This is a genomic window from Arthrobacter sp. ERGS1:01 (assembly GCF_001281315.1).
In the GTDB taxonomy this organism is placed as follows: domain Bacteria; phylum Actinomycetota; class Actinomycetes; order Actinomycetales; family Micrococcaceae; genus Specibacter.
Window position 1 is genome coordinate 1,671,602 of record NZ_CP012479.1, and the last position, 25,617, is coordinate 1,697,218.

Here is a 25,617-nt window from a genome sequence, read left to right on the forward strand (position 1 = left end):
ATGACATTGCACACCCTCAGCGAACTCATCGATGAAGGTGTCCGCGGGCGGTACGTTCTTATCCGAAGTGATTTGAACGTGCCGCTCGACGGCTCTGTAGTCACCGATGACGGCCGCATCAAGGCCTCCCTTCCCGTGATCAAGGCACTGGCCGACGCCGGCGCCAAGGTCCTCGTCAGCGCCCACCTGGGCCGTCCCAAGGGCGCCCAGGAAGCCAAGTACTCCCTGGCTCCCGCCGTGGCGCGCCTGGCGGAACTGGCACCGGAACTGAACGCCACGCTGGCCGGCGACACCACTGGCCCTGCGGCACAGGCCGCCGCGGCGTCCCTCGCCGACGGTTCCGTGCTGGTCCTGGAGAACGTGCGCTTCGACGCCCGCGAAACTTCCAAGGACGACGCCGAGCGCGCAGCGTTTGCGGGCGAGCTCGCGGCCCTGACCGGTGACAACGGCGCCTATGTGGATGACGCCTTTGGCGCCGTCCACCGCAAGCACGCCAGCGTGTACGACATCGCCAAGGTGCTGCCGTCCTACCAGGGCGATCTGGTGCGCACGGAGCTGGAGGTCCTGCGCAAGCTGACCGCCGATTCCGAACGCCCCTACGTCGTGGTGCTGGGCGGCTCCAAGGTCTCGGACAAGCTGGCAGTCATCGACAACCTGCTGGGCAAGGCCGACACCATCCTGGTGGGCGGCGGCATGATGTTCACCTTCCTGGCCGCACAGGGCCACAAGGTGGGCGCCTCGCTGTTGGAGGTTGACCAGATCCCCGTGGTCCAGGACTACCTCAAGCGGGCCGAACTGGCCGGCACCACATTCGTGCTGCCCAGCGACGTGGTCGTGGCGGCATCGTTCGGCGCCGACGCCGCACACGAGACGGTGGCGGCCGACGCCATTGAATCGTCCAGCTTCGGTGCCGGCGGCCTGGGCCTGGACATCGGTCCGGTCTCCGGTGCGGCGTTTGCCGAGGCCATCAAGGGCGCCAAGACCGTGTTCTGGAACGGGCCCATGGGCGTGTTTGAGTTCGCGGCCTTCGCCGAAGGCACCCGCGCGGTTGCGGCGGCACTGGCGGCCAACACCGCACAGGGCGGCTTCACCGTGGTGGGCGGCGGCGACTCTGCCGCCGCGGTCCGCACCCTCGGTTTCGCCGATGACGCGTTTGGCCACATCTCCACCGGTGGCGGCGCAAGCCTGGAATTCCTCGAAGGCAAGGAACTTCCCGGATTGAGCGCCCTGGAGCGCTAAGCAGGAAGGCGGTGGCGGGGATCTCCCGCCACCGCCTTTGTTGCGCCACCCGGTGCAACAAACTTTTGGGTTGTACTTTTAGCTATGCAAGAAACGAGAGAGCGATGACGACTTCGACCAACGGTAAATTTGACCGCACACCGCTAATTGCCGGCAACTGGAAGATGAACATGGACCACGTCCAGGGCATCACCTTGCTGCAGAAGCTGGCGTGGACGCTTTCGGACGCCCGCCACGACTTCAGCCGTGTCGAAGTATCCGTCTTCCCGCCCTTCACCGACATCCGCGGCGTCCAGACCCTTGTCCAGGGCGACAAGCTCAAGCTCAGCTACGGCGGCCAGGACCTCTCCGACAAGGACTCCGGCGCCTACACGGGCGACATCTCCGGCGCCTTCCTGAACAAGCTCGGTTGCACCTACGTGCTGGTGGGCCACAGTGAACGCCGCGAAATCCACGGCGAAAGCGACGAGCTGCTCAACGCCAAGGTCAAGGCCGCATTCCGCAACGAGATCACCCCCGTACTGTGCGCCGGCGAAGGCCTCGAGATCCGCCAGGCCGGAACCCACGTGGAGCACACGCTCGCCCAGGTCCGCGCCGGCGTCGAAGGCCTCAGCGCCGAGCAGGCCGCCGAACTCGTCATCGCCTACGAGCCCGTCTGGGCCATCGGCACTGGTGAAGTAGCCGGCCCGGCCGACGCCCAGGAAATGTGCGCAGCCATCCGCGCCGAACTCGCGGAACTGTTCGACGCCGAGACCGCCGCCAAGACCCGCCTGCTGTACGGCGGCTCCGTCAAGGCCAACAACGTCGCGGCCATCATGGCCGAGCGCGACGTCGACGGCGCCCTGGTGGGCGGCGCAAGCCTGGATGCCGGCGAATTCGCCAACATCGCCCGCTTTGAGAACCACCTGGTCACCAACTAGCCTCCAAATGTAATCCGCACCCGGGTCACGATCCGTGTCCATTCGCGTTGTACGCGTGGAGGCGGATAGACTTGGGGTGCGGATCACAGCAGTTGGATTTCACAGCAGTTGGAATTAACAGCGCCGGTATAGCCGCACAATTTTCATAGACACCTTCTGTCCCATGCTGAAAGGCCACTCGTGGATGCGTTAAGAATTGCCCTGCAGATCTTGCTGGGCGTCACCAGCTTGCTGCTGACCCTGTTGATCCTGCTGCACAAGGGTCGCGGCGGTGGCTTGTCCGACATGTTCGGTGGCGGCATGAGCTCCAGCCTTGGTTCCTCGGGCGTTGCCGAGCGCAACCTCAACCGCTTCACCGTGGTCCTGGGCATCACCTGGGGCGTCGTCATCATCGGCCTCGGCCTGATCATGTCCTACGCGACGTAACAGCACCCCTGACTTACACAAAAGGTCCCGTCCGGAATGTTCCGGACGGGACCTTTTGTGTAGGTCGAGCTTGTCAAGACCTGGATCTCGACAAGCTCGACCACCGAACCGTTGGTCGAGCTTGTCGAGACTTAGGAGTCCCGGCGCATGAGCTGCTCGGGGACCTTGGCTGCGGCGTCCTGGTCGATCAACCACAGCGTCTTGCCAACGCCGTGCGCTCCCGACGCCGGAACCTGCACGGGGTTTGCTCCGGCCAGGCCGAGGCACACGGCCGCCGCCTTGTCGGCGCCTGCCGCAACGATCCAGATCTCCTGGGCCGAGTTGATGGCCTCCAGGGTCAGCGAGACGCGCAACGGCGGGGGCTTGGGCGAATTGTTCACGGCCACGACCGGCACGCCCTGGGTGCGGATGCCGGCCAGGTCCGGGAACAACGAGGCGATGTGCGCGTCCGGGCCGAGGCCCAGCAGCAGCACGTCGAAACGCGGCACCGTGGGCACCTGCGGCGAGTCGGCGTCGTCGTCGTTCTCCCACTCAAGGCGCGCGGCCTCGGCAAGCTGGGACGTGTAGTCGGCGGTTGCCGCGGCAAGGTTGGCGACCTCGTCCGAGGCGGCCATGAGGTGCACCCGGGCGGGGTCGACGTCGATGTGGTCAAGCAGCGCCGCGGCGGCCTGGCCGGCATTCCTGTCCGCCGAGGCGGTTTCGACAAACCTGTCGTCGCCAAACCAGAAGTTCACCTTTGACCAGTCCACGGCGAGCCGGGCCGGTGACTCGGCGACGGCCTTGAGCGTGGCAATGCCCACGCTGCCGCCGGTCAGCACCACGGTTGCCTCCCCGCGTTCGCTCTGGACATCCAGGAGCCGGGTGATGAGCCGGGCCGCCGTGGTGGCGGCCAGGACATCGAAGGAGGGGTGCAAGGTGATGCGAACGTTTCGGCTCATGCCGTGACAACCTTTTCGTCGGCCAACAGTTTCCTCATGCCCTCGGTGAGCACCTCACCAAAGACCTCGTCCGGGTCGAGCCGGCGCAGTTCCTCGGCCAGGCAGTCCTGGAGGGAGCGGCGCGGCAGGGAGATCCTTTGCACCGGCTGGCAGGGCTGGGTCAGGATTGCCTCGGTGGTGCCGGGGCGGTGCAGCTCGACGTTGCCGTTGTCCCGTTCGAGGATGACGCGGCGGATACCTGTGCCGCGGGGATCCTCGATGACGGTGATCGGCACATTGAGGGCCTGGTGCAGCCAGGACGCCAACAGCAAGGTACTGGGGGAGTCGCTGGCGCCTTCCACCTGCAGGCCGGTGATGGGCGCGCTGGTGATGAACTGGTCCAGCACCGCCGCCAGCTGGATCCGCCAGTTGGTCAGGCGGGTCCAGGCCAGGTCGGTGTCGCCGGCGGCATAGGTGTTGGCCATGTGTTCAAGCGCCGCGCGGGGATCCTCCTCGTTGGAGGAGTCCGTGATGCGACGGTGCGCAATCCGGCCCACGGGGCTCGTGCTGGGCGACTCGGGGGCGTGGTTGGGCCACCAGGCGACGATGGGTGCGTCCGGGAGCAGCAGCGCCGAGACCACGGATTCGTTCTCCGCGGCCAGTTCGCCGAAGCCGCGCAGCACGATCACCTCGGAGGCGCCGGCGTCACCGCCCACCCGGATCTCGGCGTCAAGGCGCGTGGGCTCGTCGGCGGAACCGGCGGCCAGCACGATGATGCGGCAGGGGTGTTCGCGGCTGGCCAGGTTGGCCGCCTCGATGGCTTCCTCCTCGAGCCCGTTCTTGGTGATGACCACCAAGGTCAGGACGCGGCCCAGGGTGACGACGCCGCCCTGTTCCCGCATCTTGACAATGCGCTTGGTGATTTTGGAGGTGGTGGTATTGGGTAGGTCAACGATCACGGTCGACGCCACGTCCTTCCGTCTCGCTTCAACAGTTCATCGGCCGACGCCGGTCCCCAGCTGCCGGGTTCATAACTTTCGGGCTGCACGTTCTCGGCAGCCCAAAAGTCCTCGAACGGGTCCAGGATCTTCCAGGACAGTTCCACTTCCTGGTGGCGCGGGAACAACGGCGGTTCACCGAGCAGCACATCCAGGATGAGGCGTTCGTAGGCTTCGGGGCTCGATTCGGTGAACGCATGCCCGTAGCCGAAGTCCATTGTGACATCGCGGACTTCCATCTGCGTGCCCGGCACCTTGGACCCAAAACGGATCGTCACACCCTCATCGGGCTGGACCCGGATCACCACGGCGTTCTGACCGAAGTCATCCTCCGCATGATCCGTGAACAACAAGTTCGGTGCCCGTTTGAACACGACCGCGATCTCGGTGACGCGCCGCCCCAGCCGCTTACCGGCCCGCAGGTAGAACGGGACCCCGGACCAGCGGCGGGTATTGATATCCAGCCGGATCGCGGCAAAGGTCTCCGTGGTCGAATCGGCCGGAATACCCTCCTCCTGCAGGTAACCGAGGACCTGCTCACCGCCCTGCCAGCCGCCGGCAAACTGGCCGCGCGCCGAATGCGTCGACAAATCCGCCGGCAGCTTCACGGCGGCGAGGACTTTTTCCTTCTCCGCACGCAGGTCCTCGGCGTTGAAGGAGATGGGCTCCTCCATGGCCGTCAGGGCCAACAACTGCAGGAGATGGTTTTGGATGACGTCACGGGCCGCGCCCACACCGTCGTAGTAACCGGCCCGACCACCGGTGCCAATGTCCTCGGCCATCGTGATCTGCACATGGTCCACATAGTTCGCGTTCCAGAGCGGTTCAAAGAACTGGTTCGCGAAGCGCAGCGCCAGGATGTTCTGGACCGTCTCCTTGCCCAGGTAATGGTCAATCCGGAACACGGCATCGGGCGGGAACACCGATTCGACGATGCTGTTCAACGTCCGGGCCGATTCGAGGTTGTGCCCGAACGGCTTCTCGATCACCACCCGGCGCCACTTCTCACCCTCGGCCTGGGCCAGGCCGTGCTTGGACAGCTGGCGGCAGACCAGTTCAAAGGCCTTCGGCGGGATCGAGAGGTAGAACGCATGGTTACCCTGCGTGCCCCGCTGCTCATCCAGTTCGGCCAGGGTCGTCTTGAGACGCTCAAAGGCGTCGTCGTCGTCGAACTCGCCCTGGACGAAGCGGATGCCTTCGCTGAGCTGGTTCCACACCGCCTCGTCAAAGGGGGTGCGGCAGTGCGCCTGCACGGAGGCCTTCACCTCGGCGGCGAAGTCCTCGTTCGACCAGCTGCGGCGGGCAAAACCCACCAACGCAAAACTGGGCGGCAGCAAGCCACGGTTCGCCAGATCGTACACGGCTGGCATGAGCTTCTTGCGCGAGAGGTCGCCGGTGACTCCAAAGAGCACCAGCGACGACGGGCCCGCCACCCGGGACAGCCGACGGTCTCGGCTATCCCGGAGCGGGTTGGCGTGTTGCGTTGGGGCATGTGTGGGCATGTGGGAAATCTAGCCTTATGCGTCGGTGTGCCGGCCGGCGAGTGCAGCCACCACAGTCTTTAGTTGTTCAACACCTGCTGCGACGTCCGTCAGGTGCAGGCGCAGCACGGGGCGGCCGTGGTTGGCCAATACCTGTGCGTCTCCTGCCGCCTGGGCGGAAATCAGCTCCCCAAACGTAAACGGGCGGTCGGGGATTGCCAAATCCGTGGCTGCGGCACCCGTCACCTGAAGGAATACTCCCACGGCGGGGCCGCCCTTGTGGAACTGGCCGGTCGAGTGCAGGAACCGCGGGCCCCACCCAAAGGTGACCGGGCGGCCCGTGGTTTCGGCCAGTTCGTCGCGCACCTCGGCGAGCGACGGGTTGGCCAAACGGTCCAGGTATGCCTGGACGCTCAGGTAGCCGTTGGCCGGCAGGGTGCCGTTCAGGGCCGTGAGCGCCTCGGTGAGGGTGCTCGCCCCGGCCAGCCAGCCGGCGTCATCGTTGGCGGTGCGAACCTCAACGAAGCCGTCGGTGAAGATGGCCGGGGTGGGTGCCGGGTGGCGTCCAGCAGGCCGCGGGCGGCCGACTTGGCGGCCTCCACGTCGGGCTGGTCGAACGGGTTGATGCCCAGCAGGCGTCCGGCCACGGCCGTGGCGAACTCCCAGACCATCATCTGTGCGCCCAGGTCACCGGCAATCGAGACTTCGTTTTCACGAAGTTCGACGTCGGAGTCCCCGGCCACCAGCCGAACCACCAGGACGTCGGAGGCGCCGCCGGTGACCTCGGGGAGGACGGGCCGGCCACGACCGGCAGGACGCCGGTGCCGAGCTTGCCCGTGGATTCGGCGATGAGCTGTTCGGCCCAGTCGGCGAAGCCCACGATGCCGGATCCCTCATCGACAATGACGATCTTGTCGCGCAGCGGCGACGTCCCGCCCAGGGCGGCGGCGAGGCGCAGGCCGATGTTGTCGGCGTCGTCCTCGCGCAGGAATTCCCCGGCCTCCTCGGCCGAGTCCAGCAGCGCCTGCACGTCCACGCCGGCCAGGCCGGAGGGGACCAGGCCAAACGCGGTCAGCGCCGAGTAGCGGCCGCCCACATTCGGATCGGCGTTGAAGACCTTGCGGTAGCCGGCCTCGCGGGCCGACTTGTCCAAGGGGGAGCCCGGGTCGGTGACGATGATGATGCGTGACTTCGCATCGATGCCCGCCGCCGTGAACTCCTGCTCGAAGATGCGCCGCTGCGAATCCGTTTCCAGCGTGGAGCCGGACTTGGAGGAGACCACCACGGCGGTCTGCGCCAACCGGTCGGCCACGGCCGCACGGACCTGGCCGGGCTCGGTGCTGTCCAGGACGGTCAGTTCAACCCCGGCCGTGGCCGTGATGACCTCGGGGGCCAGGGATGAACCGCCCATGCCGCACAGCACGATGTGCGTGATGCCCTCGGCGGCCAATTCGTCGCGGAGTGCGTTGATGTCGGGTACGAGTGCGGAGGACACCTCGGGTGCCTCCACCCAACCCAGACGGATCGCGGACTCGGCCTCGGCGTCGGGACCCCAAAGGGTCGCGTCCTTGGCGAAGATCCGCGACGCAACCGCGTCGGCCACGAGCGTTTCAAGGTGGGCCGCTCCGGCGGCCTGTGCGGCACCCGTGGCCGCGAATGCGAGGGACGTCATGGACTTATGCTTCCTTGCCGGCGGCGTCCAGGGCTTCCTGGACGTGGTTCAGGAGGTCCTTCCAGCTGGCAACGAATTTCTCGAGGCCTTCGGACTCCAGCAGGCCCACAACGTCGTTGTAGGAGATGCCCAGGCCCTCGAGGCGGTTCAAGAGTGCGTTGGACTCCTCGTAGGTGCCCGTGATGGTGTCGCCGGTGACGACGCCGTGGTCGAAGGTCGCGTCGAGCGTCTTCTCCGGCATGGTGTTGACAACGTTGGCCGCGGCCAGTTCCGTCACGTACAGCGTGTCGGGGTAGGCCGGGTCCTTCACGCCCGTGGAGGCCCACAGGGGGCGCTGGGGGAGTGCGCCGGCACCGGCCAGCAGGGCCCAGCGCTCGGAGGCGAAGGTCTCCTCGAAGGCCTGGTAGGCGAGGCGGGCGTTGGCCAGGCCGGCCTTGCCCTTGAGCTCCTTGGCTCCATCCGTGCCGAGGGCGTCGAGGCGCTTGTCGATTTCGCTGTCCACGCGGGAGACGAAGAAGGATGCCACGGAGTGGATGTCGGCCAGGTTGTGGCCGTTGGCCTTGGCCAGCTCGATGCCGCTGATGTAGGCGTTCATGACGGCGCGGTAGCGCTCCAGCGAGAAGATCAGGGTCACGTTGACGCTGATGCCGGCGCCGAGGGTTGCCGTGATGGCTTCCAGGCCTTCCAGCGTTGCGGGGATCTTGATGTAGACGTTCTTCTTGTCGACCTTGGCGTAGAGGCGCTTGGCCTCGGCGATGGTGCCCTCGGTGTCCCAGGCCTTGCGGGGGTCGACCTCGATCGACACGCGGCCGTCGACGCCCTTGGTGGACGCGGCAATCTCGGCGAACACGTCGCAACCGGCGGCGACGTCGGCCGTGGTCAGTTCAAAGACTGCCTCTTCGGCGGCGATGCCCTTGGCGGAAAGCTCGGCCAGCTCGGCCTTGTAGGCGTCGCTCTTGGTGATGGCGGCCTCGAAGATGCTGGGGTTGGTGGTCACGCCAACAACGTTCTTTTCGGCGATGAGTTCTTGCAGGTTGCCCGTGGTAAGGCGCGTGCGGGACAGGTCGTCGAGCCAGATGGATACTCCGGCGGCGGAAAGCTGTGCGGTGGGGGTTTCGTTGGTCATGTCTTCAACTTCTTCCTGGGAATGAGCTACAGGTGCCGTGGTTTGTGCGCGGCGGGCCGGACAGCCGGCCGGCCGCGCACAAACATTTTTACTGCTGTGCCGGAGGGCTATGCGCCGGCGGCGGCCAGGGAATCCTTGGCTGCTGCCGTGACGGCCTCGGTGGTGATGCCAAACTCCTGGAACAGGCGCTTGTAGTCTGCCGAGGCGCCGAAGTGCTCCAGTGAGATGGAACGGCCGGCGTCGCCAACAAATTCCTTCCACCCCAGGGCCAGGCCGGCCTCGACGGAGACGCGGGCCTTGACGGCTGCGGGCAACACGGACTCGCGGTATGCGGCGTCCTGGGCGTGGAACCACTCGACACACGGCATGGAGACCACGCGGGTGGCGATGCCCTCGGCCTGGAGTGCCTCGCGGGCCTCGACGGCCAGCTGCACCTCGGAGCCGGTGGCGATCAGGATCACGGCGGGCGTGACGACCGCACCGTCGGTGACGGCTTCGGCCAGCACGTAGCCACCCTGGGCCACGCCGTCGGCGGAGCCGAACTCGGTGGCCGTTGCCGCACCTTCGGCGCGGGCGTAGGTGGGGATGTTCTGGCGGGTCAGCACGATGCCGGCGGGGTTGTTCTTCGTTTCCAGGATCTTCTTCCAGGAAGCGGAGACCTCGTTGGCGTCGCCCGGGCGGACCACGTCGAGGCCCGGGATGGCGCGCAAGGTTGCGAGCTGCTCCACGGGCTGGTGGGTGGGGCCGTCCTCGCCGAGGCCGATCGAGTCGTGCGACCACACGTAGATGGACGGGACGCCCATGAGGGCCGAGAGGCGGATGGCCGGGCGCTGGTAGTCGCTGAAGATCAAGAACGTGCCGGAGAAGGCCCGGGTGGGCCCGCCCAGGTGGATGCCGTTGACGATCGAGGCGGCTGCGTGCTCGCGGATGCCGAAGTGCAACACACGGCCGTAGGGGCCGCCTGACCAGGTGTCGGTCTGCTTGGAGGCCGGCACGAACGAGCCGACACCCTCGATGGTGGTGTTGTTGGAACCGGCGAGGTCGCAGGAACCGCCCCACAGCTCGGGCAGCACGCCGCCAACGCCGTTGAGGACCTTGCCGGATGCCACGCGGGTGGAGACGTCCTTGCCGGCCTCGAACACCGGGAGGTTGGTTTCCCAGCCGGCCGGGAGTTCCTTGTTCTCGATGCGCTCGAGCAGTGCGGCGTTCTCCGGGTTGGCGGTCTTCCAGGCCTCGAAGCCGGTGTTCCACTCTGCGTGGGCCGCGGCGCCGCGCTCTTCAAGCTGGCGGGCGTGGGCCAGGATGGCGGGGTCCACCTCGAAGTTCTTCTCCGGGTCGAAGCCGAGATCGGTCTTCAGCGCGGCAACCTCGGCGGCACCGAGGGCGGAGCCGTGGATGGCGCCGGTGTTCTGCTTCTTCGGCGACGGGTAGCCGATGATGGTGCGCAGCAAGATGATGGACGGCTTGGAGGTCTCGGCCTTGGCGGTCGCGAGTGCGGCGTTGAGCTCTGCCACGTCCTCGACGTATTCGCCGGTCTTGGTCCAGTCGACGCGCTGCACGTGCCAGCCGTAGGCCTCGTAACGCTTGAGGACGTCCTCGGAGTAGGCGATGTTGGTGTCGTCTTCGATGGAGATGTGGTTGGAGTCGTAAATGACCACCATGTTGCCGAGTTCCTGGTGGCCGGCCAGCGAGGAGGCCTCGCTGGTCACGCCTTCCTGGAGGTCGCCGTCGGAGGCGATAACCCACACGGTGTGGTCGAACGGGCTGGTGCCGGGGGCGGCGTCGGGGTCCATGAGCCCGCGCATGCGGCGCTGGGAGTAGGCGAAACCGACGGCGGAGGCGAGGCCCTGGCCGAGCGGGCCTGTGGTGATCTCCACGCCCTTGGTGTGCTTGTACTCGGGGTGGCCGGGGTCAGTGAACCCCAAGTGCGCAGGGCCTCCAGGTCGTTCAGCTCCAGGCCGTAGCCGGAGAGGAACAGCTGGACGTACAGCGTCAGCGAGGTGTGTCCGGGGGAGAGGATGAAGCGGTCGCGGCCGATCCAGTCCGGGTTCTTCGGGTCAATGCGCATGACCTTTTGGAAAAGCAGGTAGGCCGCGGGGGCCAGGGACATGGCGGTGCCGGGGTGGCCGTTGCCAACCTTTTCGACTGCGTCAGCGGCCAATACGCGGGCAGTGTCCACTGCGCGCTTGTCGTCGGCCGTCCAGGTAAATGGTGCTGAGTCCAGATGTGACACGTACTTAGTCCCTCTCGTTGGGTGCATGCAAAACAAGCCTTGGCGTGCGGCTGGCGCCGGCTGCGAACGAGTCGGTGCGCCGGTGGGCTGGACGCTTCGGCGGTGAAACTTTCAAGTTCCTTCAGCTTAGTGCCACTGGTACGGGGGACGTCCAACCCATGGTGGTGCGTTGGATTCATAAAGGCGGGGCCGCGGAGACAAGTGCTCATCTTTGACGTAACTTGGCGCAAATCCTTGACTTACGCCCCTTCACGCCTTTTCAGCCGCGTGCGGGTATGATATTTAGAGGTTTGAGAGCTTCCGAACGACGCCCGTTCCAAACGTACGTGCGCCCGCGCCAAACCGCAGCCGTGGACCAATGAACACGCTGTGAACCAACGATTAGAACATGGTGACATTACACGTGAGTGCAACGCATACACCGATCGCAGGAACAAGCCCCCAAGCGCCTGTGGGGTTTGCCGACAAAGCCAAAGGGTATTTGGCCCTGACCAAGCCGCGTGTGGTGGAACTGCTGCTTGTCACCACGCTCCCCACCATGTTCTACGCGCAGGGATTCTCCGGCAAGGGCGGCGTGCCCGGCCTGTGGCTGATCGTGGCCACCATGGTGGGCGGCGCCCTGGCCGCGGGAGCCTCGGGCGCGTTCAACTGCTACATTGACCGCGACATCGACAAGGTCATGCACCGCACGTCCAACCGCCCCCTCGTGACGGGCGTCATCACCCCGCGCGAAGCGCTCGTCTTCTCCTGGATCCTGACGGTGCTGGCCGTCGCGTTGCTGTGGAGCATCAACCCGCTGACCGGCGTGCTCGGCATTGGCGCGATCTTCCTCTACGTGGTGGTTTACTCGCTGATCCTCAAGCGCCGCACCACGCAGAACATTGTCTGGGGCGGTGCCGCCGGCTGCATGCCCGTGCTGATTGCCTGGTCCGCCGTCACGAACTCCGTGCAGTGGCCGGCCGTCATCCTCTTCATGATCATCTTCCTGTGGACCCCGCCGCACTACTGGCCGCTGTCCATGCGCTACGGCGACGACTACAACGCCGCCAACGTCCCCATGCTGGGCGCCGTGGCCGGTTCACGCACCGTTGCCGTGCAGGTTGTCCTGTACACATGGGCCATGGTGGCGTGCTCGCTGCTCATGATTCCGCTGGGTGGCGCCGGCATCGTCTACACGGTGACCACGGCGGCCGCGGGCGTCTGGTTCCTGTTCGAGGCCCACACCCTGTACAACAACGCCAAGAAGGACCTCGTCACCAAGAAGAACGCCATGAAGGTGTTCCACGCCTCCATCAGCTACCTGACCCTGGTGTTCCTCTCCCTCGCCGTGGACCCGTTCGTCGGCTCCGCGCTGATGGGCTGACACCCTCCCCAAGCACGACGACGGCACTCGCCCCACCGGGGCGGGTGCCGTTTCGCTTTCCGGGTGGGTGCGCAGTTATGGCGACTCCCACGGACCGGGAGTCGCCATAGCTGCACATCCGGCGGGCCGGGCTCGGGTGCGCACCACAGAGATCGCCCTCCACAGCGCCTCCGCGGCTCAATCCGGCGCCCGGTGCGCACATAACGCGCCTTAGCGAGTGGGATAACCGCGTTAGCTGCGCACCCGGCACCCCTCGAACAGGGCCTTAACGACGACGGCCCCGCACCTTATCGAAAAGGTGCGGGGCCGGGATTCGCTATTGAGCGCTAGGCGCTGACACGGTCCTTGCCGCGGCGCAACGCCAGGTCGACGATGTTCGTGCCGGCGGCCAGCATCAGCGAGGAGCCGAGCATGTGGAAGCCCACCAGTACGCCGGGCAGGCCGGTGAAGTACTGCCAGTAGCCGATTGCGCCCTGGTACAGCACGGCGGAAAAGAGCAGGAGTGAGGCGATGCGCAGCAGGTCGCCCTTGCCGCGGCGCCACAGCAGCACCACCAGGAGAGCCGAAACGGCCACCAGAATGTACACGGGCACCACATGCAGGCGTGTGATCAGGTACGGGTCGAGATCGTTGCGGGGTGCGTTGGCGTCGCCGGCGTGCGGGCCCGAGCCGGTAACCATGGTGCCGATCACCACGGCCAGGTACGTGCACACGGCCGCAACAACGCTGAGCTTGCGGATCGTGGCGCGGGGGCGCACGACGTCGGACGGGGCGGTGGCTCCGGTGCGGCCGTAGGTGCGGTTCACCAGCAACATGGAGAAGACCACCAAGGCCGCCGACACCAGGAAGTGCAGGCTCACCACGTACGGGTTCAGGTGGGTCAGCACCGTGATGCCGCCAATGACGGCCTGGGCGGGGATGCTGGCCAGCAGGGCGAAGGCCAGCCAGAACAGGTCCTTGCGTTCCTTGCGCAGGTTCCACAGCATGACCAGCATGGCGACGGCCACTGCTGCCAGCACGAAGGTCAGGGTCCGGTTGCCGAACTCAATGAGGCCGTGGATGCCCATGGCCGGGGTGTTGGTCAGGGATTCGGCCGTGCACTTGGGCCAGGTGGGGCAGCCCAGGCCGGAACCGGTCAGCCGGACCACGCCGCCGGAGACGATCAGCACGCCCTGGCCGATCAGGGACGCCACGGAGAGCCGGCGCAGGGCCGGAGTGATGGAGGTGGGCAGCCTGTCGTTCCAGGATCGCTTCACCGCGTTGCTTTGAGTCACTTGATTCACGTCTTTCAGTTCCATTTGAACCACTTGATTGCGGCCACTGATCCGGCAACTGCCCAGGCCAGCAGGATGACAATTGCAAAAACATCGATCCGGCTCTCCAGGAGGGCCCCGCGCATCAGGGTGCCAAGGGCTCCGGACGGCAGCCAGTTCACGATCCCGGCCATGGTGTCGGAGAACTTCGACGCCGGCAGCACGATCCCGCCGAGTGCGGCGAATAGGATCCAGCCCAGGTTGGTGATGGCCAGCGTGGCCTCGGGTCGCACGGTGCCGGCGATCAGCAGGCCAAGAGCGGTGAACGTGGCAGCGCCGAGGATCAGCAGGGGGATGCCCAGGAGCACGCCGGCCACGGGGGGCCGCCAGCCAAGGAACGCCGCAACGGTGGAGATGATCACGACCTGGATGGCCAGCGCGGCCAGCACGGCGATGACCTTGCCGGCAATCAGCCCGGCCTTGCCCAATGGCGTCGTGGCCAGGAAGCGCAGCACACCGTAACGGCGGTCAAAGCCCGTGGCGATGCCCTGGCCGGTGAAGGCCGTCGAGAGCGCGCACAGCGCCAGGATGCCGGGGGTGGCGACGTCGATCCTAGAGTGCCCCAGTCCGTCGAGGATGGGAGTGACGGCAAGGGCGATCAGCCCCAACAGCGGCATCACGATCATCAAGACCAGCTGCTCGCCGTTGCGCAGCATGGTGCCGGCCTCGTACCTGCCCTGGTTCAGGACGCGCCGGGTGAGCGACGCCGGCCGCCCGGCCGGGGCGTCGTGGAAGAGCGTGCTCATGAGTTCTCCGTTTCCAGGGCTGCGGACGCGCCTTGGGACACGGCCAGGAACACATCCTCGAGTGACTGGGACGCCAGGTGGACCGACGTCGGCATGACCGAGCGTTCGGCACACCAGTTGCCAAAGCGGGCAAGGTCGGCCGGTTCCAGCGAGCCGGCCAGGCGGTAGCTGCCGGGCCGCGTTTCGTCACAGGCCAGGCCCTCGCGGCGCAGCGACGCCGTATCCAGGTCCGGCGCCGCCTCGAAGGTCATGACGCGCTGGGTTTGGGCGGCGGTGGACTGGCTCAGCAGCTGCGGAACCGTGCCCTCCGTGACGGATTCGCCGTGATTGACGATGTAGACGTAGTCGGCCAGGCGTTGGGCGTCGTCGAGTAGATGGGTGGTGAGCACAATGGCCTTACCGGCGTCGCGCAGTTCACGGATCAGCTCGAACACCATCAAGCGGGACTGCGGATCCAGGCCGGCACTGGGCTCGTCAAGGAACACGACGTCGGGGTTGCCCAACAGGCTGGCAGCCAGCGCAACGCGCTGCTTTTGGCCGCCCGAAAGCCGGCGGATGGTGGTGGCGGAAAACTCGCCAATGCCCAGCCGATCGACCAGCGCGTCCACGTCCAGCGGATTCTCGTAGAGGCCGGCCAGGTGGCGCAACAGGGCCACCGGGCGGGCCGACGGCGGCAGGCCGCCGTCCTGCAGCATGACGCCAACCCTGGCCCGGAGCGCCGCATCGGCGGTTTCGGGGTCCTGGCCCAGGAGTGAAATGGTGCCGCCCGTGCGCTTCTGCAGACCTTGGGCGCACTCGATGGTGGTCGTTTTACCGGCTCCATTGGCACCCAACAGGGCCGTTACGGCACCAAAGTGGGCTTGGAGACTAATATTGGAAATGACCCTTTTCATGCGGCCGTCAAGTGCCGGGACGGGGCCGACATCCTTGATGAGCCCAACAATGTCCAGGGCGGGGGAGGGAGACTGTGTCACGGCCCTATTCTACGCGACGTAGTATGTGTCCGCGGCGCTCACCGTCCCGCATGCCCGTGACGGGTGCGTGGGTAGGCTCACCTTAGTGGATTGTCACACCGAATTACGACATACTTGTGTTGTTTATTAATGAACGATGAATTTCAGGTAGCGGAGGTGTCATGAGCACGCAAGTGGATCCGGGGCAGATGCATGGCGTCGACCCGGACGAGCGCACCCGCGACCGCGTCCTGACGGCCGTCCTGGAACACGGCCCCATCAGCGCAGCGCAGATGGGCACCATGCTCCGGCTGACCCCGGCCGCCGTCCGCCGGCACCTTGACACCCTGTCCCGCCAGGGCGTGATCGAGGTCAAACTGATCAGCAACGCCAAGAGCGGGGCCGGACGCCCGGCCCGCCGCTACGTTGTCTCCAAGCAGGGCCAAAGTGAAATCGGCGACGACTACCTTGAGATTGCCCGGCTTGCCCTGTCCGAGATTGCCGATGTCAGGGGAGCGCGCGGTGTGGCGGAGTTCGCCGAACGCCGCTTTGCGAAGATGGAGGCCAAGTACCGGCCCGCGGTTGACGCGGCCGGCTCCGACGTCGCCGCACGGTCCAAAGCCCTCGCAACCGCACTGAATGCCGACAGGTTCGTGGCGACGTCGAACTCCCTGAACCCTGACTCGGCCATGGCTGCCGAGCAACTGTGCCAGGGCCACTGCCCCATCCAGGAACTTGCCACCACGTTCCCCGAATTTTGCGACGCCGAAACGGAAGTCTTCTCCAGGCTCCTCGGCGTCGACGTCCGGCGGCTCTCCACCCTTGCCAGTGGCGGACACGTCTGCACGACCCACGTACCAACGGGGCGGGCGGTGGTCCGCAAGCGCATCAGCGTGGGACCGGACTCCGCCCCCGCGTCAAAGAGTATTTCCAACCATCAGCAAGAAAGGCCGTGATGACGGATCAACTAGCGCACGATGTACGCGCGGATGGTGCGGTGGAAGATGCCACCAACCACGACATCCTCGAAAGAAACCCGGAGCTGGAGGGCTTGGGCAACTACGCCTTCGGCTGGTCGGACAAGAACGCCGTCAGCGACAACGCCCGCCGCGGCCTGAGCGAAGAGGTCGTCCGCGACATCTCCGCCAAGAAGGGCGAGCCCCAGTGGATGCTGGACATGCGCCTGAAGGGCCTGAAGTACTTCGACCGCAAGCCCATGCCCACCTGGGGTGCAGACCTCTCCGGCATCGACTTCGACAACATCAAGTACTTCGTGCGCTCCACGGAGAAGCAGGCCGGCACCTGGGAAGAGCTTCCCGAGGACATCCGGAACACCTACGAGAAGCTGGGCATTCCGGAAGCCGAGCGCAACCGCCTGGTCGGCGGCGTCACGGCCCAGTACGAGTCCGAGGTTGTCTACCACCAGATCCGTGAGGACCTGGAAGCCCAGGGCGTCATCTTCACCGACACCGACACCGCGCTGCGCGAACACCCGGAAATCTTCCAGGAGTACTTCGGCACCATGATCCCGGTGGGCGATAACAAGTTCGCCTCGCTGAATACGGCCGTCTGGTCCGGTGGCTCCTTCGTCTACGTCCCGCCGGGCGTCCACGTGGAGATCCCGCTGCAGGCCTACTTCCGCATCAACACGGAAAACATGGGCCAGTTCGAGCGCACGCTCATCATCGCCGACGAGGGCAGCTACGTCCACTACATCGAAGGCTGCACGGCCCCGATCTACACCTCGGACTCCCTGCACTCGGCCGTCGTCGAGATCGTGGTCAAGAAGAACGCCCGCGTTCGCTACACCACCATCCAGAACTGGTCCAACAACGTGTACAACCTGGTCACCAAGCGTGCCATTGCGCACGAAGGCGCCACCATGGAATGGGTCGACGGCAACATCGGTTCCAAGGTCACCATGAAGTACCCGGCCGTCTACCTGGTGGGCGAGCACGCCAAGGGCGAGACCCTGTCGGTTGCTTTTGCCGGCGAGGGCCAGCACCAGGACACCGGTTCCAAGATGGTCCACATTGCGCCGAACACGCAGTCCTCCATCATCTCCAAGTCCGTGGCCCGTGGCGGCGGCCGTGCCGCTTACCGCGGCCTGGTCCAGATCCGCGAAGGCGCCACGCACTCGGCCAACACCGTGCGCTGCGACGCCCTGCTGGTGGACAACATCTCCCGCTCGGACACGTACCCGTACGTGGACGTTCGTGAAGACGATGTCTCCATGGGCCACGAGGCCACCGTGTCCAAGGTGAGCGAGGAGCAGCTGTTCTACCTGCAGTCCCGCGGCATGCCTGAGGACGAGGCCATGGCCATGATCGTGCGCGGCTTCATCGAGCCGATCGCGAAGGAACTGCCCATGGAATACGCGCTGGAACTGAACCGCCTGATCGAACTGCAGATGGAAGGGGCCGTCGGCTAAATGACCGAGCTCAAGCAAGAACAAGCAACAGAAGAAAAAGTTTGGTCACAGGGATTCATCAAGGGCATGACGGAGGAGGGCGAGCAGCTTTCCGAAATCAACCCGGAGACCGGCCCGCTCGGCGGCAGCGCCGCCCAGGCCCACAGCCACGGCGGCGACAGCCACGGTGGGGGCGTCGGCATCCCGGACAGCTCCCGCGCCGGCCGGCTGACCTCCTACAAGCTGGCCGACTTCCCGCTCATCACGGGCCGTGAAGAGGACTGGCGCTTCACCCCGCTCAAGCGCCTGCGCGGCCTTGACCGCGTGGGTGTCAAGGGCCAGGAGCTCAACGGCGCCGCCCCGACGGTCGAGGTTTCCAAGCCCGACGCCGTCACGGTGGAGACCGTGGGTCGCGACGATGCCCGCATCGGCACCGGCGGCATCCCCGAGGACCGCGTTGCGGCAGCCGCGTGGGAGAACTTCACCGAGGCCACCGTTGTCACCTTGCCGGCCGAGTTTGCCGGCACGGACGACGACGTCACCACGCTGACGCTGACCGGCACGGGGGACACCCCGGCCGCCTCGCACATCGTGGTGCACGCGAAGAAGTTCGCCACCGGCGTCGTGGTCCTTGACCACCGCGGCAGCGCAGTGCTCAGCGAAAACGTCGAGATCGTCCTCGAGGACGGTGCCAACCTGACCGTCGTCAGCATCCAGGACTGGAACGACGACGCCGTGCACGCCAGTGCCCAGCACATCTCGGTGGGCCGCGACGCCCACGTCAAGCACGTCGTCGTCAACCTTGGCGGCAACCTGCTGCGCACCACGCCGTCGGCCCGCTACACCGGCACCGGTGGCGACGTGGAAATGTACGGCCTGTACTTTGCCGACGCCGGCCAGCACCTGGAGCAGCGCCTGTTCGTTGACCACTCCACGAAGAACTGCAAGTCCCGCGTCACCTACAAGGGCGCGTTGCAGGGCGACGGCGCACACGCCGTGTGGATTGGCGACGTGCTGATCCGCAAGCAGGCCGAAGGCACCGACACCTACGAGATGAACCGCAACCTGATCCTGACCCAGGGGGCCCGCGCCGATTCGGTGCCGAACCTGGAGATCGAAACGGGCATGATCGAGGGCGCCGGGCACGCAAGTGCAACGGGCCGCTTCGATGACGAGCAGCTGTTCTACCTGCAGTCGCGCGGCATCCAGGAAGACGTGGCCCGCCGTTTGGTGGTGCGCGGCTTCCTCAACGAGGTCATCCAGCACATCAAGGTTCCCGCCCTGGAAGAGCGCTTGCGCGACGCCGTGGAACGTGAGCTGGCAGCAGGGGCACTGTAGTGGCCGAAACCTCCGCGCCCGCCGGCGTCGTGGTCTGCCAGGACGGCGACGTCGAGGTGAAGTCGGCCCTCCTGGTGGAGATCGACGACATCCCAGTTGCCATCGTCAGGGACTCCTACGGTGAGCTGCACGCCATCGGGGACACCTGCTCGCATGCGGAAATTTCGCTCAGCGAGGGCGACGTGGAGGACTGCACCATCGAATGCTGGGCACACGGCAGCTCGTTCGATTTAAAAACGGGCGAACCGCTGACGTTGCCGGCGTTCGAACCGGTGCCCGTCTTTGCCCTGGCCGTTCACGGCAGCGACGTCTACGTTGACGTCACCAACATTCTTAACGGCGTCAGCCCGCAGTAGCGGCGCACGCACACATATTTTAGGAGAAAATAGAGTATGTCTACTCTGGAAATCAAGGACCTGCACGTCAGCATTGAGACCGAGCAGGGCGTCAAGCCGATCCTCAAGGGTGTCAGCCTGACCATCAACACCGGTGAGACCCACGCCATCATGGGCCCCAACGGTTCCGGCAAGTCCACCCTGGCCTCCACGATCGCCGGCCACCCGCGCTACACCGTGGACAGCGGCTCCATCACCCTCGACGGCGAAGACGTCCTGGCGATGACCGTGGACCAGCGCGCCCGCGCCGGCCTGTTCCTGGCCATGCAGTACCCGGTTGAAATCCCCGGCGTCACCATGACCAACTTCCTGCGCACCGCCAAGACCGCGGTCGACGGCGAAGCCCCCAAGCTGCGCACCTGGACCAAGGACGTCAAGGCCGCCATGGCGCAGCTGCGCATCGAGCCCGAGTTCGCCGAGCGCAACGTCAACGAAGGTTTCTCCGGTGGCGAGAAGAAGCGCCACGAGATCCTCCAGCTTGAGCTCCTGAAGCCGAAGTTCGCGATCCTCGACGAGACCGACTCCGGCCTCGACGTCGACGCACTGAAGGTTGTCTCCGAGGGCGTCAACCGCGCCATCGACGCCGGTGGACTGGGCACCATGCTCATCACCCACTACACCCGCATCCTGCGCTACATCAAGCCCGACTTCGTGCACGTCTTCGTCGATGGCAACATCGCCGAGCAGGGCGGCCCGGAACTGGCCGACCGCCTCGAAGCTGAAGGCTACGACCGCTACCAGGTTGCCGAAACGGCCACGGCCTAACCGCCGCTCCCCGTTCAACAACCTTACCGATCCATCGATCGCGAAGAAGGAACCATGACTGACATCAGCGAATCAAACGCCGCCCCGGCGGGTGCGCAGACCGACCTCGAGGACGTTGAAGAAGCCCTCCGGGACGTCATCGACCCCGAACTCGGCGTCAACGTCGTCGACCTGGGCCTGCTGTACGGCCTGCGCTACGGCGAGGACGGCGCCCTGCTGCTGGACATGACGCTGACCACAGCGGCCTGCCCGCTGCAGGACGTCATCGAGGAACAGGTTGAGAACTCCCTCGGGCCCATCGTGGACGAGTGGCGGATCAACTGGGTGTGGATGCCGCCGTGGGGTCCCGAGCGGATCACCGACGACGGCCGCGACCAGATGCGGGCCCTCGGCTTCAACATCTAGTCCCCACCGCCTCGGCCGCTTCGCAGCCGGGCCGTCCGCGGGCTGAAGGCCCGGGTCTCGACAGGCTCGACCACCGGTGGTCGAGCCTGTCGAGACCCGGGCCTCTTCGCGTGACCGGGCTCGCTAGACCTTGGGCACGGCGAAGGTGTCCCAGGCCTTGAGGTCCGCTTTCTGGTACCCCGTGTACATCCATTTTTGGCGTTGGGCGCTGGAGCCGTGGGTCCAGGACTCGGGGTTGGTGCGTCCCGTGGCGGCCTGCTGGATCCTGTCGTCGCCCACCGATGAGGCCGCGGAGAGCGCGTCGTTGAGGTCCTTTTGGGTCAACGGCGCCAGGAACGGTTGGGAACTGCCCGGAGCCGGTGTGGTGGACGCGTACCGCATCCAGATTCCGGCATAGCAATCGGCCTGCAGTTCGGTGCGCACGGCGGCCGATTGGGCGCCGTTGGGGTCCCGCTGGGCATTGCCGATGGTGCCGATGAGGTTTTGCACGTGATGGCCGAACTCGTGGGCCACCACATATTCCTGGGCCAGCGGACCGCCCGAGGACCCGAACCGGGTCTCGAGCTCGTTGAAGAACGACGGGTCAAAATAGGCCTTGTTGTCCGCGGGGCAGTAGAACGGGCCCACGTCGGTACTTGCCGCCCCGCACGCGGTGTTTACCCGCGAGGAGAAGATCACGGTCCTGGGCTGGGTGTACTTGACCTTGTACCGGCTCAGGTAGCCGGGCCAAAAGCTGTTGAGCGAATTGGTGGTGCCCAGGATCCGGCAATCCAGCCGGTCGTTGGCGTCCTTGCCCGTCAGGCACGATCCCAGCGCCGAACCGGCCGTCTGTTCAATGGCCGGCGGCTGCCCGCCCGTGTCACCTACAAGGCCAGTGAGCAGTTCCGGGTTGATGCCCAGCAGTGCCCCGATGAGCACCACCAGTCCGCCGCCCAGGCCAAGGCCCACCTTGCCTCCGCGGCCCATCCCGCCGCCCGATCCGCCCCGCTGGTCCTCGGCTTGTGATGGATCAAGCCGCGCCCCCTCATTAAAAGTCATGGGATCAGGGTAGCGGCTCCGGGCCCGCCGCGGGACAGTTGGCCCGCTTCGTTTACGATGAAGGCAATGCCTTTCATCAACCAGCTCCAGCATTGGGCCCGGACCAGGCCCCAGCACCCGGCCGTCATCGTCGGAGCCGATTCACTCAGCTTTGAACAGCTCAGCCAGGCCGCCGCAGCGCTTCATCGCCATGAAGGCGCCGACGGTGTCCACGTCATCGACACTCCCACGAGCACCTCGCTGGCGGTGGAGTTCTGCGCGGCCGTGGCCGGCACGGGTGTCGCAGCCGTGGTTGACGCCTCCTGGCCGGACACCCTCAAGGCCGGTCTCGAGGCAAAGGTGGGCGATTGGGCCCGCGACCGCGAGATACCTCCTGCGCCGGAGCCGGGTTTCACCGACGGCCCGCCGGACACCACGTTCATGCTGGGTCTGTCCTCTGGCACCAGCGGCCTGCCGAAGGCATTCACCCGTTCCCGCGAGTCCTGGCGGGAATCTTTCGTGCGCAGCATCGCCTACTTCGGCGTAGGCCCCGATGACGTAACGCTGGCTCCCGGGCCCTTGGCCGCCAGCATGAACCTTTACGCCCTCGGAGAATCGCTGTTTGCCGGGGGCACCTTCGTGGCCCTGCCCTCCTTCAGCCCGGACGCCGCCATTGGCGCCATCAAGAACGACGGCGTGACCCGGCTGGTCCTGGTACCCGCGGTCCTGGGGTTGCTGGCACAGCGTGGGCTCGACACGGACCAAGGACCCGGCGCTGTACGGGCAATCGTCTGCGCGGGCGCCGCCCTGCCGCCCGCGATTGCCGCGCTGGCCCGCCGCTGGGCGCCCGAGGCAACCATCCAGCAGTATTACGGTGCGTCCGAGCTGGGCTTCGTGGCGGCGTCGGCAGCGCCTCTTCCCGACAACGGCACCGCGGTCGGGGCGGCGTTTCCCGGCGTCGAACTGGCCATCCTGGATGCGGACGGGGAGCCAACCATCCAGGGAGAGCCAGGCAGCATTTGTGTGCGAAGCTCGCTGGTCAGCGACGGCTATGCGTGGGGCGACGACGGGCTGGCCTTCACGGCCCTCGACGGCGACTGGCATACGGTCCACGACCAGGGCTTCCTGGACGGTGACGGGATCCTGAACGTGCTGGGCCGGGCGTCCGACATGATCGTGACCTCGGGCGCGAACGTGTACCCGCAGCTGGTGGAGCGCGCACTGGAGAGCTCGGAAGATGCCGGAACCGTGGTGGTGACCGGTGTCGCGGACCCCCTGCGCGGGCAGCGCGTGGTGGCCGGAATCCTGGCAGGGCAGATGCCCATTGAGCAGTTCCTGACTGATTGCCGCGCCCGGGCCAAGCAGTTGCCCGCCGCAGCCCGGCCCACCCAATATTTCGCCTTGTCCGCGGCCCCCGTGACCGGCGGCGGCAAGCTCAGCCGGGCGCAACTTCGGGACTGGATCATGGAAGGGGACGCTCGTGCCCAACGCCTCGCCTGAGCTTCGTACGCTTCCCGACCGTACGCCCGTCATCGTCGCGGCCCGGCGTCTGCCAACGGCCAAGGCAGGCGGCGCCTATAAGGAACTCCGTGCCCATCAACTCGCGGCACCAGTGCTGGCAGCGGTGCTGGCCGATTCCGGTCTGGCCGCCGCCGATGTCGACGACGTCATCCTGGGCAACGCCACCGGCGGGGGCGGCAACGTGGCACGGCTGGCAGCGCTGACGGCCGGCCTCGGTGACCGCGTCCCCGGGCTGACGGTGGACAGGCAGTGCGGCTCCGGTTTGGAGGCCATAGTCCTGGCCTGTCGGTTGGTCCAGGCCGGCGCCGGGGACACCTATGTTGCTGGGGGAGTAGAGAGCATCAGCACCGCCCCGGCGCGTGCCCATCGACGGGCCGACGGTTCGCTGGACTTCTTCGACAGGGCCCAGTTCGCGCCGCTGGAGTCCGGCGATCCCGATGCCGGGGTCGCCGCGGAAAACGTGGCGGGCCATTTCGGGATTGGCCGCGAACGCCAGGACGCCTACGCTCTCGAAAGCCACCGGCGTGCCAACGCCGCTGACACGGCCGGCCGCTTCTCGAAGGAATTGCTTCCGCTGGCCGGTCTCATTGCCGACGAGGGCCTGCACCGCCACCTCACGCCTGCACTCATGGCCCGATTCCCTGCAGCGTTCGTTGACGGAGGCACAGTCACGGCGGGAAACTCCTGCCCCTACAGCGACGGTGCAGCGGCCGTAGTGGTCACGACTGCCGCACGGGCTCGCTCACTGGCCGCCGAAGGCTTAGCGTTCGTGGACAGTGCGGTTGCCGGCACGGACCCCAACTTGCTGGGCGTGGGCGCCGCCCATTCAACCCTGGCGCTCATGAAGCGCACGGGGCAGGACGCCGCCGCCCTCAACAGCGGGCTGATCGAATTCAACGAGGCCTTTGCCGCCCAGGTGCTGGCCACGGCAGACCTGGCTGGCCTCGATCCCGACGCCTTCAACCTCGACGGCGGCGCCCTCGCGCTGGGGCATCCTTATGGTGCGTCGGGAGCGGTATCGGTGGTGCGGCTCTTTGCCCAGTCCGCGGCCCGTACCGAACCGGGCCTGGGTGCCTTGGCCATGATCAGCATGGCCGGCGGCATGGGAATCACGGCCCAGTTCCGGTGGAGTCTGCTGTAGAAAGCGGGGTTGTTAATCGTTGAAAACCTACCAGGGCTTTTGGGTGGTCGCCACGCCGTGACCTGCGGTGGATGAGGCCATAGGGCAGCCGCGGTTCGGCACGTGGCCTGACGCGCTGTGTGTCAGGAACAGGTCAGCGTCAGGCCGTTCCACTGGTGGACGCCCGGCCCCAGATTCCCGCACTGGCTATTGATTGCGGTGAGACCAATCAAGGTTGCTCCGCCCAGGACCACAAAGAGTACGGCCCCGACGATGATGGCAGCCACGGCCCAGCCATTCTTTGCACCGGCCCTGCGAGAGATGACGAGGGCGATGATGCCCACGATCAGTCCAACAATGTTCAACAGGATGGCCAGGATCAGCGCCGTGATACCTAGGCCGCGCCCCTTGTGGCTTTCGGATGTGGCTTGAATGTTGTTCATGGCTCTTTCCTGGAAGTGGAAGGGTGCTGCTAGGGGTGATCCGTTTCAACACAATAACCCAATGCGCGGCGTCCCGGCAGTGCGCCCCGCGCACGCCACGATGGAAGGTGGGTGTTCATCACTGGTGTTCGAGCCAGGTGAGAATTGCCTTGACGCGGCGGTTGTCCTCGCCAGGTGGCATGCCGAGCTTCAGGAAAACGTTGGCAACGTGTTTGCTGACCGCTGCGTTGGACAAGTAGAGCGCATCGGCGATGTCCTTGTTCGATTCCCCCTCGGCCATCATGGTGAGGACTTGCGTCTCTCGGGCAGTCAGGCGACTCAGCGGTCCGGTGGGAGAGTCCGGCCTGGTGACGTGTCGTACCACCTCCGGGTCGACGACGACGCCGCCACCTGCGACGATCTCGACAGCCCGGAGGAAATCTCCGACGCGACCCACCTTCTCCTTGAGAAGGTATCCGACGCCTGCGTCGGCGCCGGGACCATTGAGTAGCTCCTTGATGTACGGCCCGGTGACGTAGGCCGACAGCACCAGAATCGGTAGGTGGCGATGTCGGTCCTGTAGATCGATGGCTGCCCGCAAACCGTCGTCGGTATTTCCCGGAGGCATCCGCACATCGGTGATCACCAGGTCCGGCAGCCCAACTGTGAGGGCCATGGCATCAACGGCGGAAACAAGGGAGGGCGCGTCCATGCATTCGCGGACCACGTCATGCCCGCTTGATTGAAGGATCTCCTTGATTCCGGCCAGGATGAGTGCCGCATCATCGGCCAACACTATTCTCATTGTCTTTTCCTTCATAGTTGTCTGCAGCTTTG

At 66.1% G+C, this 25,617-nt stretch carries 23 protein-coding genes and 2 pseudogenes; 12 read left to right on the forward strand and 13 right to left on the reverse strand.

The features are described 5' to 3' along the window. From AL755_RS11395 to secG, 3 genes are all read left to right on the forward strand, one after another. On the forward strand, positions 1-1,239 hold the full coding sequence (locus tag AL755_RS11395) for a phosphoglycerate kinase (protein ID WP_054011104.1): 1,239 nt from the start codon (positions 1-3) through the stop codon (positions 1,237-1,239). 104 nt (positions 1,240-1,343) lie between these two features. After that, positions 1,344-2,159, forward strand: a complete 816-nt coding sequence (tpiA, locus tag AL755_RS11400; RefSeq protein WP_054011105.1) for a triose-phosphate isomerase — start codon at positions 1,344-1,346, stop codon at positions 2,157-2,159. A gap of 180 nt (positions 2,160-2,339) precedes the next feature. After that, positions 2,340-2,585, forward strand: coding sequence for a preprotein translocase subunit SecG (gene secG, locus AL755_RS11405; protein ID WP_054011106.1), 246 nt, complete (start codon positions 2,340-2,342; stop codon positions 2,583-2,585). Positions 2,586-2,716: 131 nt separating this feature from the next. Here the strand turns inward: secG and pgl are convergent, their stop codons facing one another. From pgl to AL755_RS24615, 7 genes and pseudogenes are all read right to left on the reverse strand, one after another. After that, positions 2,717-3,523 carry a 6-phosphogluconolactonase gene (gene pgl, locus AL755_RS11410; RefSeq protein ID WP_054011107.1) on the reverse strand — a complete coding sequence of 269 codons (807 nt, stop codon included), beginning with the start codon at positions 3,521-3,523 and terminating at the stop codon, positions 2,717-2,719. After that, complete coding sequence (locus tag AL755_RS11415) at positions 3,520-4,461, reverse strand: glucose-6-phosphate dehydrogenase assembly protein OpcA (protein ID WP_054013017.1); 942 nt, start codon at positions 4,459-4,461, stop codon at positions 3,520-3,522. Before AL755_RS11415 ends, pgl begins: the two co-directional genes overlap by 4 nt. Then, the gene (gene zwf / locus AL755_RS11420; protein WP_054011108.1) at positions 4,458-6,002 is read right to left on the reverse strand and encodes a glucose-6-phosphate dehydrogenase; all 1,545 of its coding nucleotides are present in this window, start codon (positions 6,000-6,002) and stop codon (positions 4,458-4,460) included. Before zwf ends, AL755_RS11415 begins: the two co-directional genes overlap by 4 nt. 15 nt (positions 6,003-6,017) lie before the next feature. Further along, positions 6,018-7,653 (reverse strand): annotated as a pseudogene (locus AL755_RS11425) (glucose-6-phosphate isomerase). A 4-nt stretch (positions 7,654-7,657) separates the two neighbouring features. Continuing rightward, positions 7,658-8,779 (reverse strand): transaldolase, encoded by a 1,122-nt coding sequence (gene tal / locus AL755_RS11430; protein WP_054011109.1) that lies wholly within the window; start codon positions 8,777-8,779, stop codon positions 7,658-7,660. Between the two features lie 107 nt (positions 8,780-8,886). After that, on the reverse strand, positions 8,887-9,921 hold the full coding sequence (locus AL755_RS24610; protein WP_445290514.1) for a transketolase-like TK C-terminal-containing protein: 1,035 nt from the start codon (positions 9,919-9,921) through the stop codon (positions 8,887-8,889). A gap of 84 nt (positions 9,922-10,005) precedes the next feature. Continuing rightward, positions 10,006-11,039 (reverse strand): annotated as a pseudogene (locus tag AL755_RS24615) (transketolase); the annotation flags it as partial. Positions 11,040-11,403: 364 nt separating this feature from the next. On the opposite strand from AL755_RS24615, the gene AL755_RS11440 reads away from it, so the two are divergent. Beyond that, positions 11,404-12,375, forward strand: a complete 972-nt coding sequence (locus AL755_RS11440) for a heme o synthase (protein WP_054013018.1) — start codon at positions 11,404-11,406, stop codon at positions 12,373-12,375. Between the two features lie 326 nt (positions 12,376-12,701). Here AL755_RS11440 and AL755_RS11445 read toward each other — a convergent pair whose 3' ends face one another. The 3 genes from AL755_RS11445 to AL755_RS11455 are packed head-to-tail and all read right to left on the reverse strand — an operon-like array spanning position 12,702 to position 15,408. After that, positions 12,702-13,658, reverse strand: a complete 957-nt coding sequence (locus AL755_RS11445) for a COX15/CtaA family protein (RefSeq protein WP_054011110.1) — start codon at positions 13,656-13,658, stop codon at positions 12,702-12,704. 5 nt (positions 13,659-13,663) lie between these two features. Further along, positions 13,664-14,434 carry an ABC transporter permease gene (locus AL755_RS11450; protein ID WP_054011111.1) on the reverse strand — a complete coding sequence of 257 codons (771 nt, stop codon included), beginning with the start codon at positions 14,432-14,434 and terminating at the stop codon, positions 13,664-13,666. Next, positions 14,431-15,408 (reverse strand): ABC transporter ATP-binding protein, encoded by a 978-nt coding sequence (locus AL755_RS11455; RefSeq protein WP_054011112.1) that lies wholly within the window; start codon positions 15,406-15,408, stop codon positions 14,431-14,433. The genes AL755_RS11450 and AL755_RS11455 overlap by 4 nt, the downstream gene beginning before the upstream one ends. Before the next feature lie 161 nt (positions 15,409-15,569). Here AL755_RS11455 and AL755_RS11460 point away from each other — a divergent pair, with 161 nt between their 5' ends. Genes AL755_RS11460 through AL755_RS11485 form a run of 6 tightly spaced genes read left to right on the forward strand, consistent with a single transcriptional unit; the run spans position 15,570 to position 20,700 of the window. Continuing rightward, positions 15,570-16,343 (forward strand): helix-turn-helix transcriptional regulator, encoded by a 774-nt coding sequence (locus AL755_RS11460; RefSeq protein ID WP_054011113.1) that lies wholly within the window; start codon positions 15,570-15,572, stop codon positions 16,341-16,343. Next, on the forward strand, positions 16,343-17,818 hold the full coding sequence (gene sufB, locus AL755_RS11465; protein ID WP_054011114.1) for a Fe-S cluster assembly protein SufB: 1,476 nt from the start codon (positions 16,343-16,345) through the stop codon (positions 17,816-17,818). Before AL755_RS11460 ends, sufB begins: the two co-directional genes overlap by 1 nt. Further along, positions 17,819-19,135, forward strand: coding sequence for a Fe-S cluster assembly protein SufD (gene sufD / locus AL755_RS11470; protein ID WP_054011115.1), 1,317 nt, complete (start codon positions 17,819-17,821; stop codon positions 19,133-19,135). Next, a complete protein-coding gene (locus AL755_RS11475; protein WP_054011116.1) occupies positions 19,135-19,491 on the forward strand; it encodes a non-heme iron oxygenase ferredoxin subunit in 357 nt (118 codons plus the stop codon). Before sufD ends, AL755_RS11475 begins: the two co-directional genes overlap by 1 nt. Positions 19,492-19,527: 36 nt before the next feature. Next, a complete protein-coding gene (sufC, locus tag AL755_RS11480) occupies positions 19,528-20,295 on the forward strand; it encodes a Fe-S cluster assembly ATPase SufC (RefSeq protein ID WP_054011117.1) in 768 nt (255 codons plus the stop codon). A 54-nt stretch (positions 20,296-20,349) separates the two neighbouring features. Next, complete coding sequence (locus AL755_RS11485) at positions 20,350-20,700, forward strand: metal-sulfur cluster assembly factor (protein WP_054011118.1); 351 nt, start codon at positions 20,350-20,352, stop codon at positions 20,698-20,700. Between the two features lie 123 nt (positions 20,701-20,823). On the opposite strand, the gene ypfJ is transcribed toward AL755_RS11485, so the two are convergent. Beyond that, positions 20,824-21,738: a KPN_02809 family neutral zinc metallopeptidase gene (gene ypfJ, locus AL755_RS11490; protein ID WP_054011119.1), complete on the reverse strand. Its 915-nt coding sequence runs from the start codon at positions 21,736-21,738 to the stop codon at positions 20,824-20,826. Between the two features lie 66 nt (positions 21,739-21,804). Here ypfJ and AL755_RS11495 point away from each other — a divergent pair, with 66 nt between their 5' ends. Beyond that, positions 21,805-23,217: a class I adenylate-forming enzyme family protein gene (locus AL755_RS11495; protein ID WP_054011120.1), complete on the forward strand. Its 1,413-nt coding sequence runs from the start codon at positions 21,805-21,807 to the stop codon at positions 23,215-23,217. Continuing rightward, positions 23,198-24,379: a thiolase family protein gene (locus tag AL755_RS11500; RefSeq protein WP_054011121.1), complete on the forward strand. Its 1,182-nt coding sequence runs from the start codon at positions 23,198-23,200 to the stop codon at positions 24,377-24,379. Before AL755_RS11495 ends, AL755_RS11500 begins: the two co-directional genes overlap by 20 nt. 122 nt (positions 24,380-24,501) lie before the next feature. Here the strand turns inward: AL755_RS11500 and AL755_RS11505 are convergent, their stop codons facing one another. Then, positions 24,502-24,801: a hypothetical protein gene (locus AL755_RS11505; protein ID WP_054011122.1), complete on the reverse strand. Its 300-nt coding sequence runs from the start codon at positions 24,799-24,801 to the stop codon at positions 24,502-24,504. Positions 24,802-24,919: 118 nt separating this feature from the next. Next, a complete protein-coding gene (locus AL755_RS11510) occupies positions 24,920-25,600 on the reverse strand; it encodes a response regulator transcription factor (RefSeq protein WP_237762668.1) in 681 nt (226 codons plus the stop codon). Between the last annotated feature and the right edge of the window lie 17 nt (positions 25,601-25,617).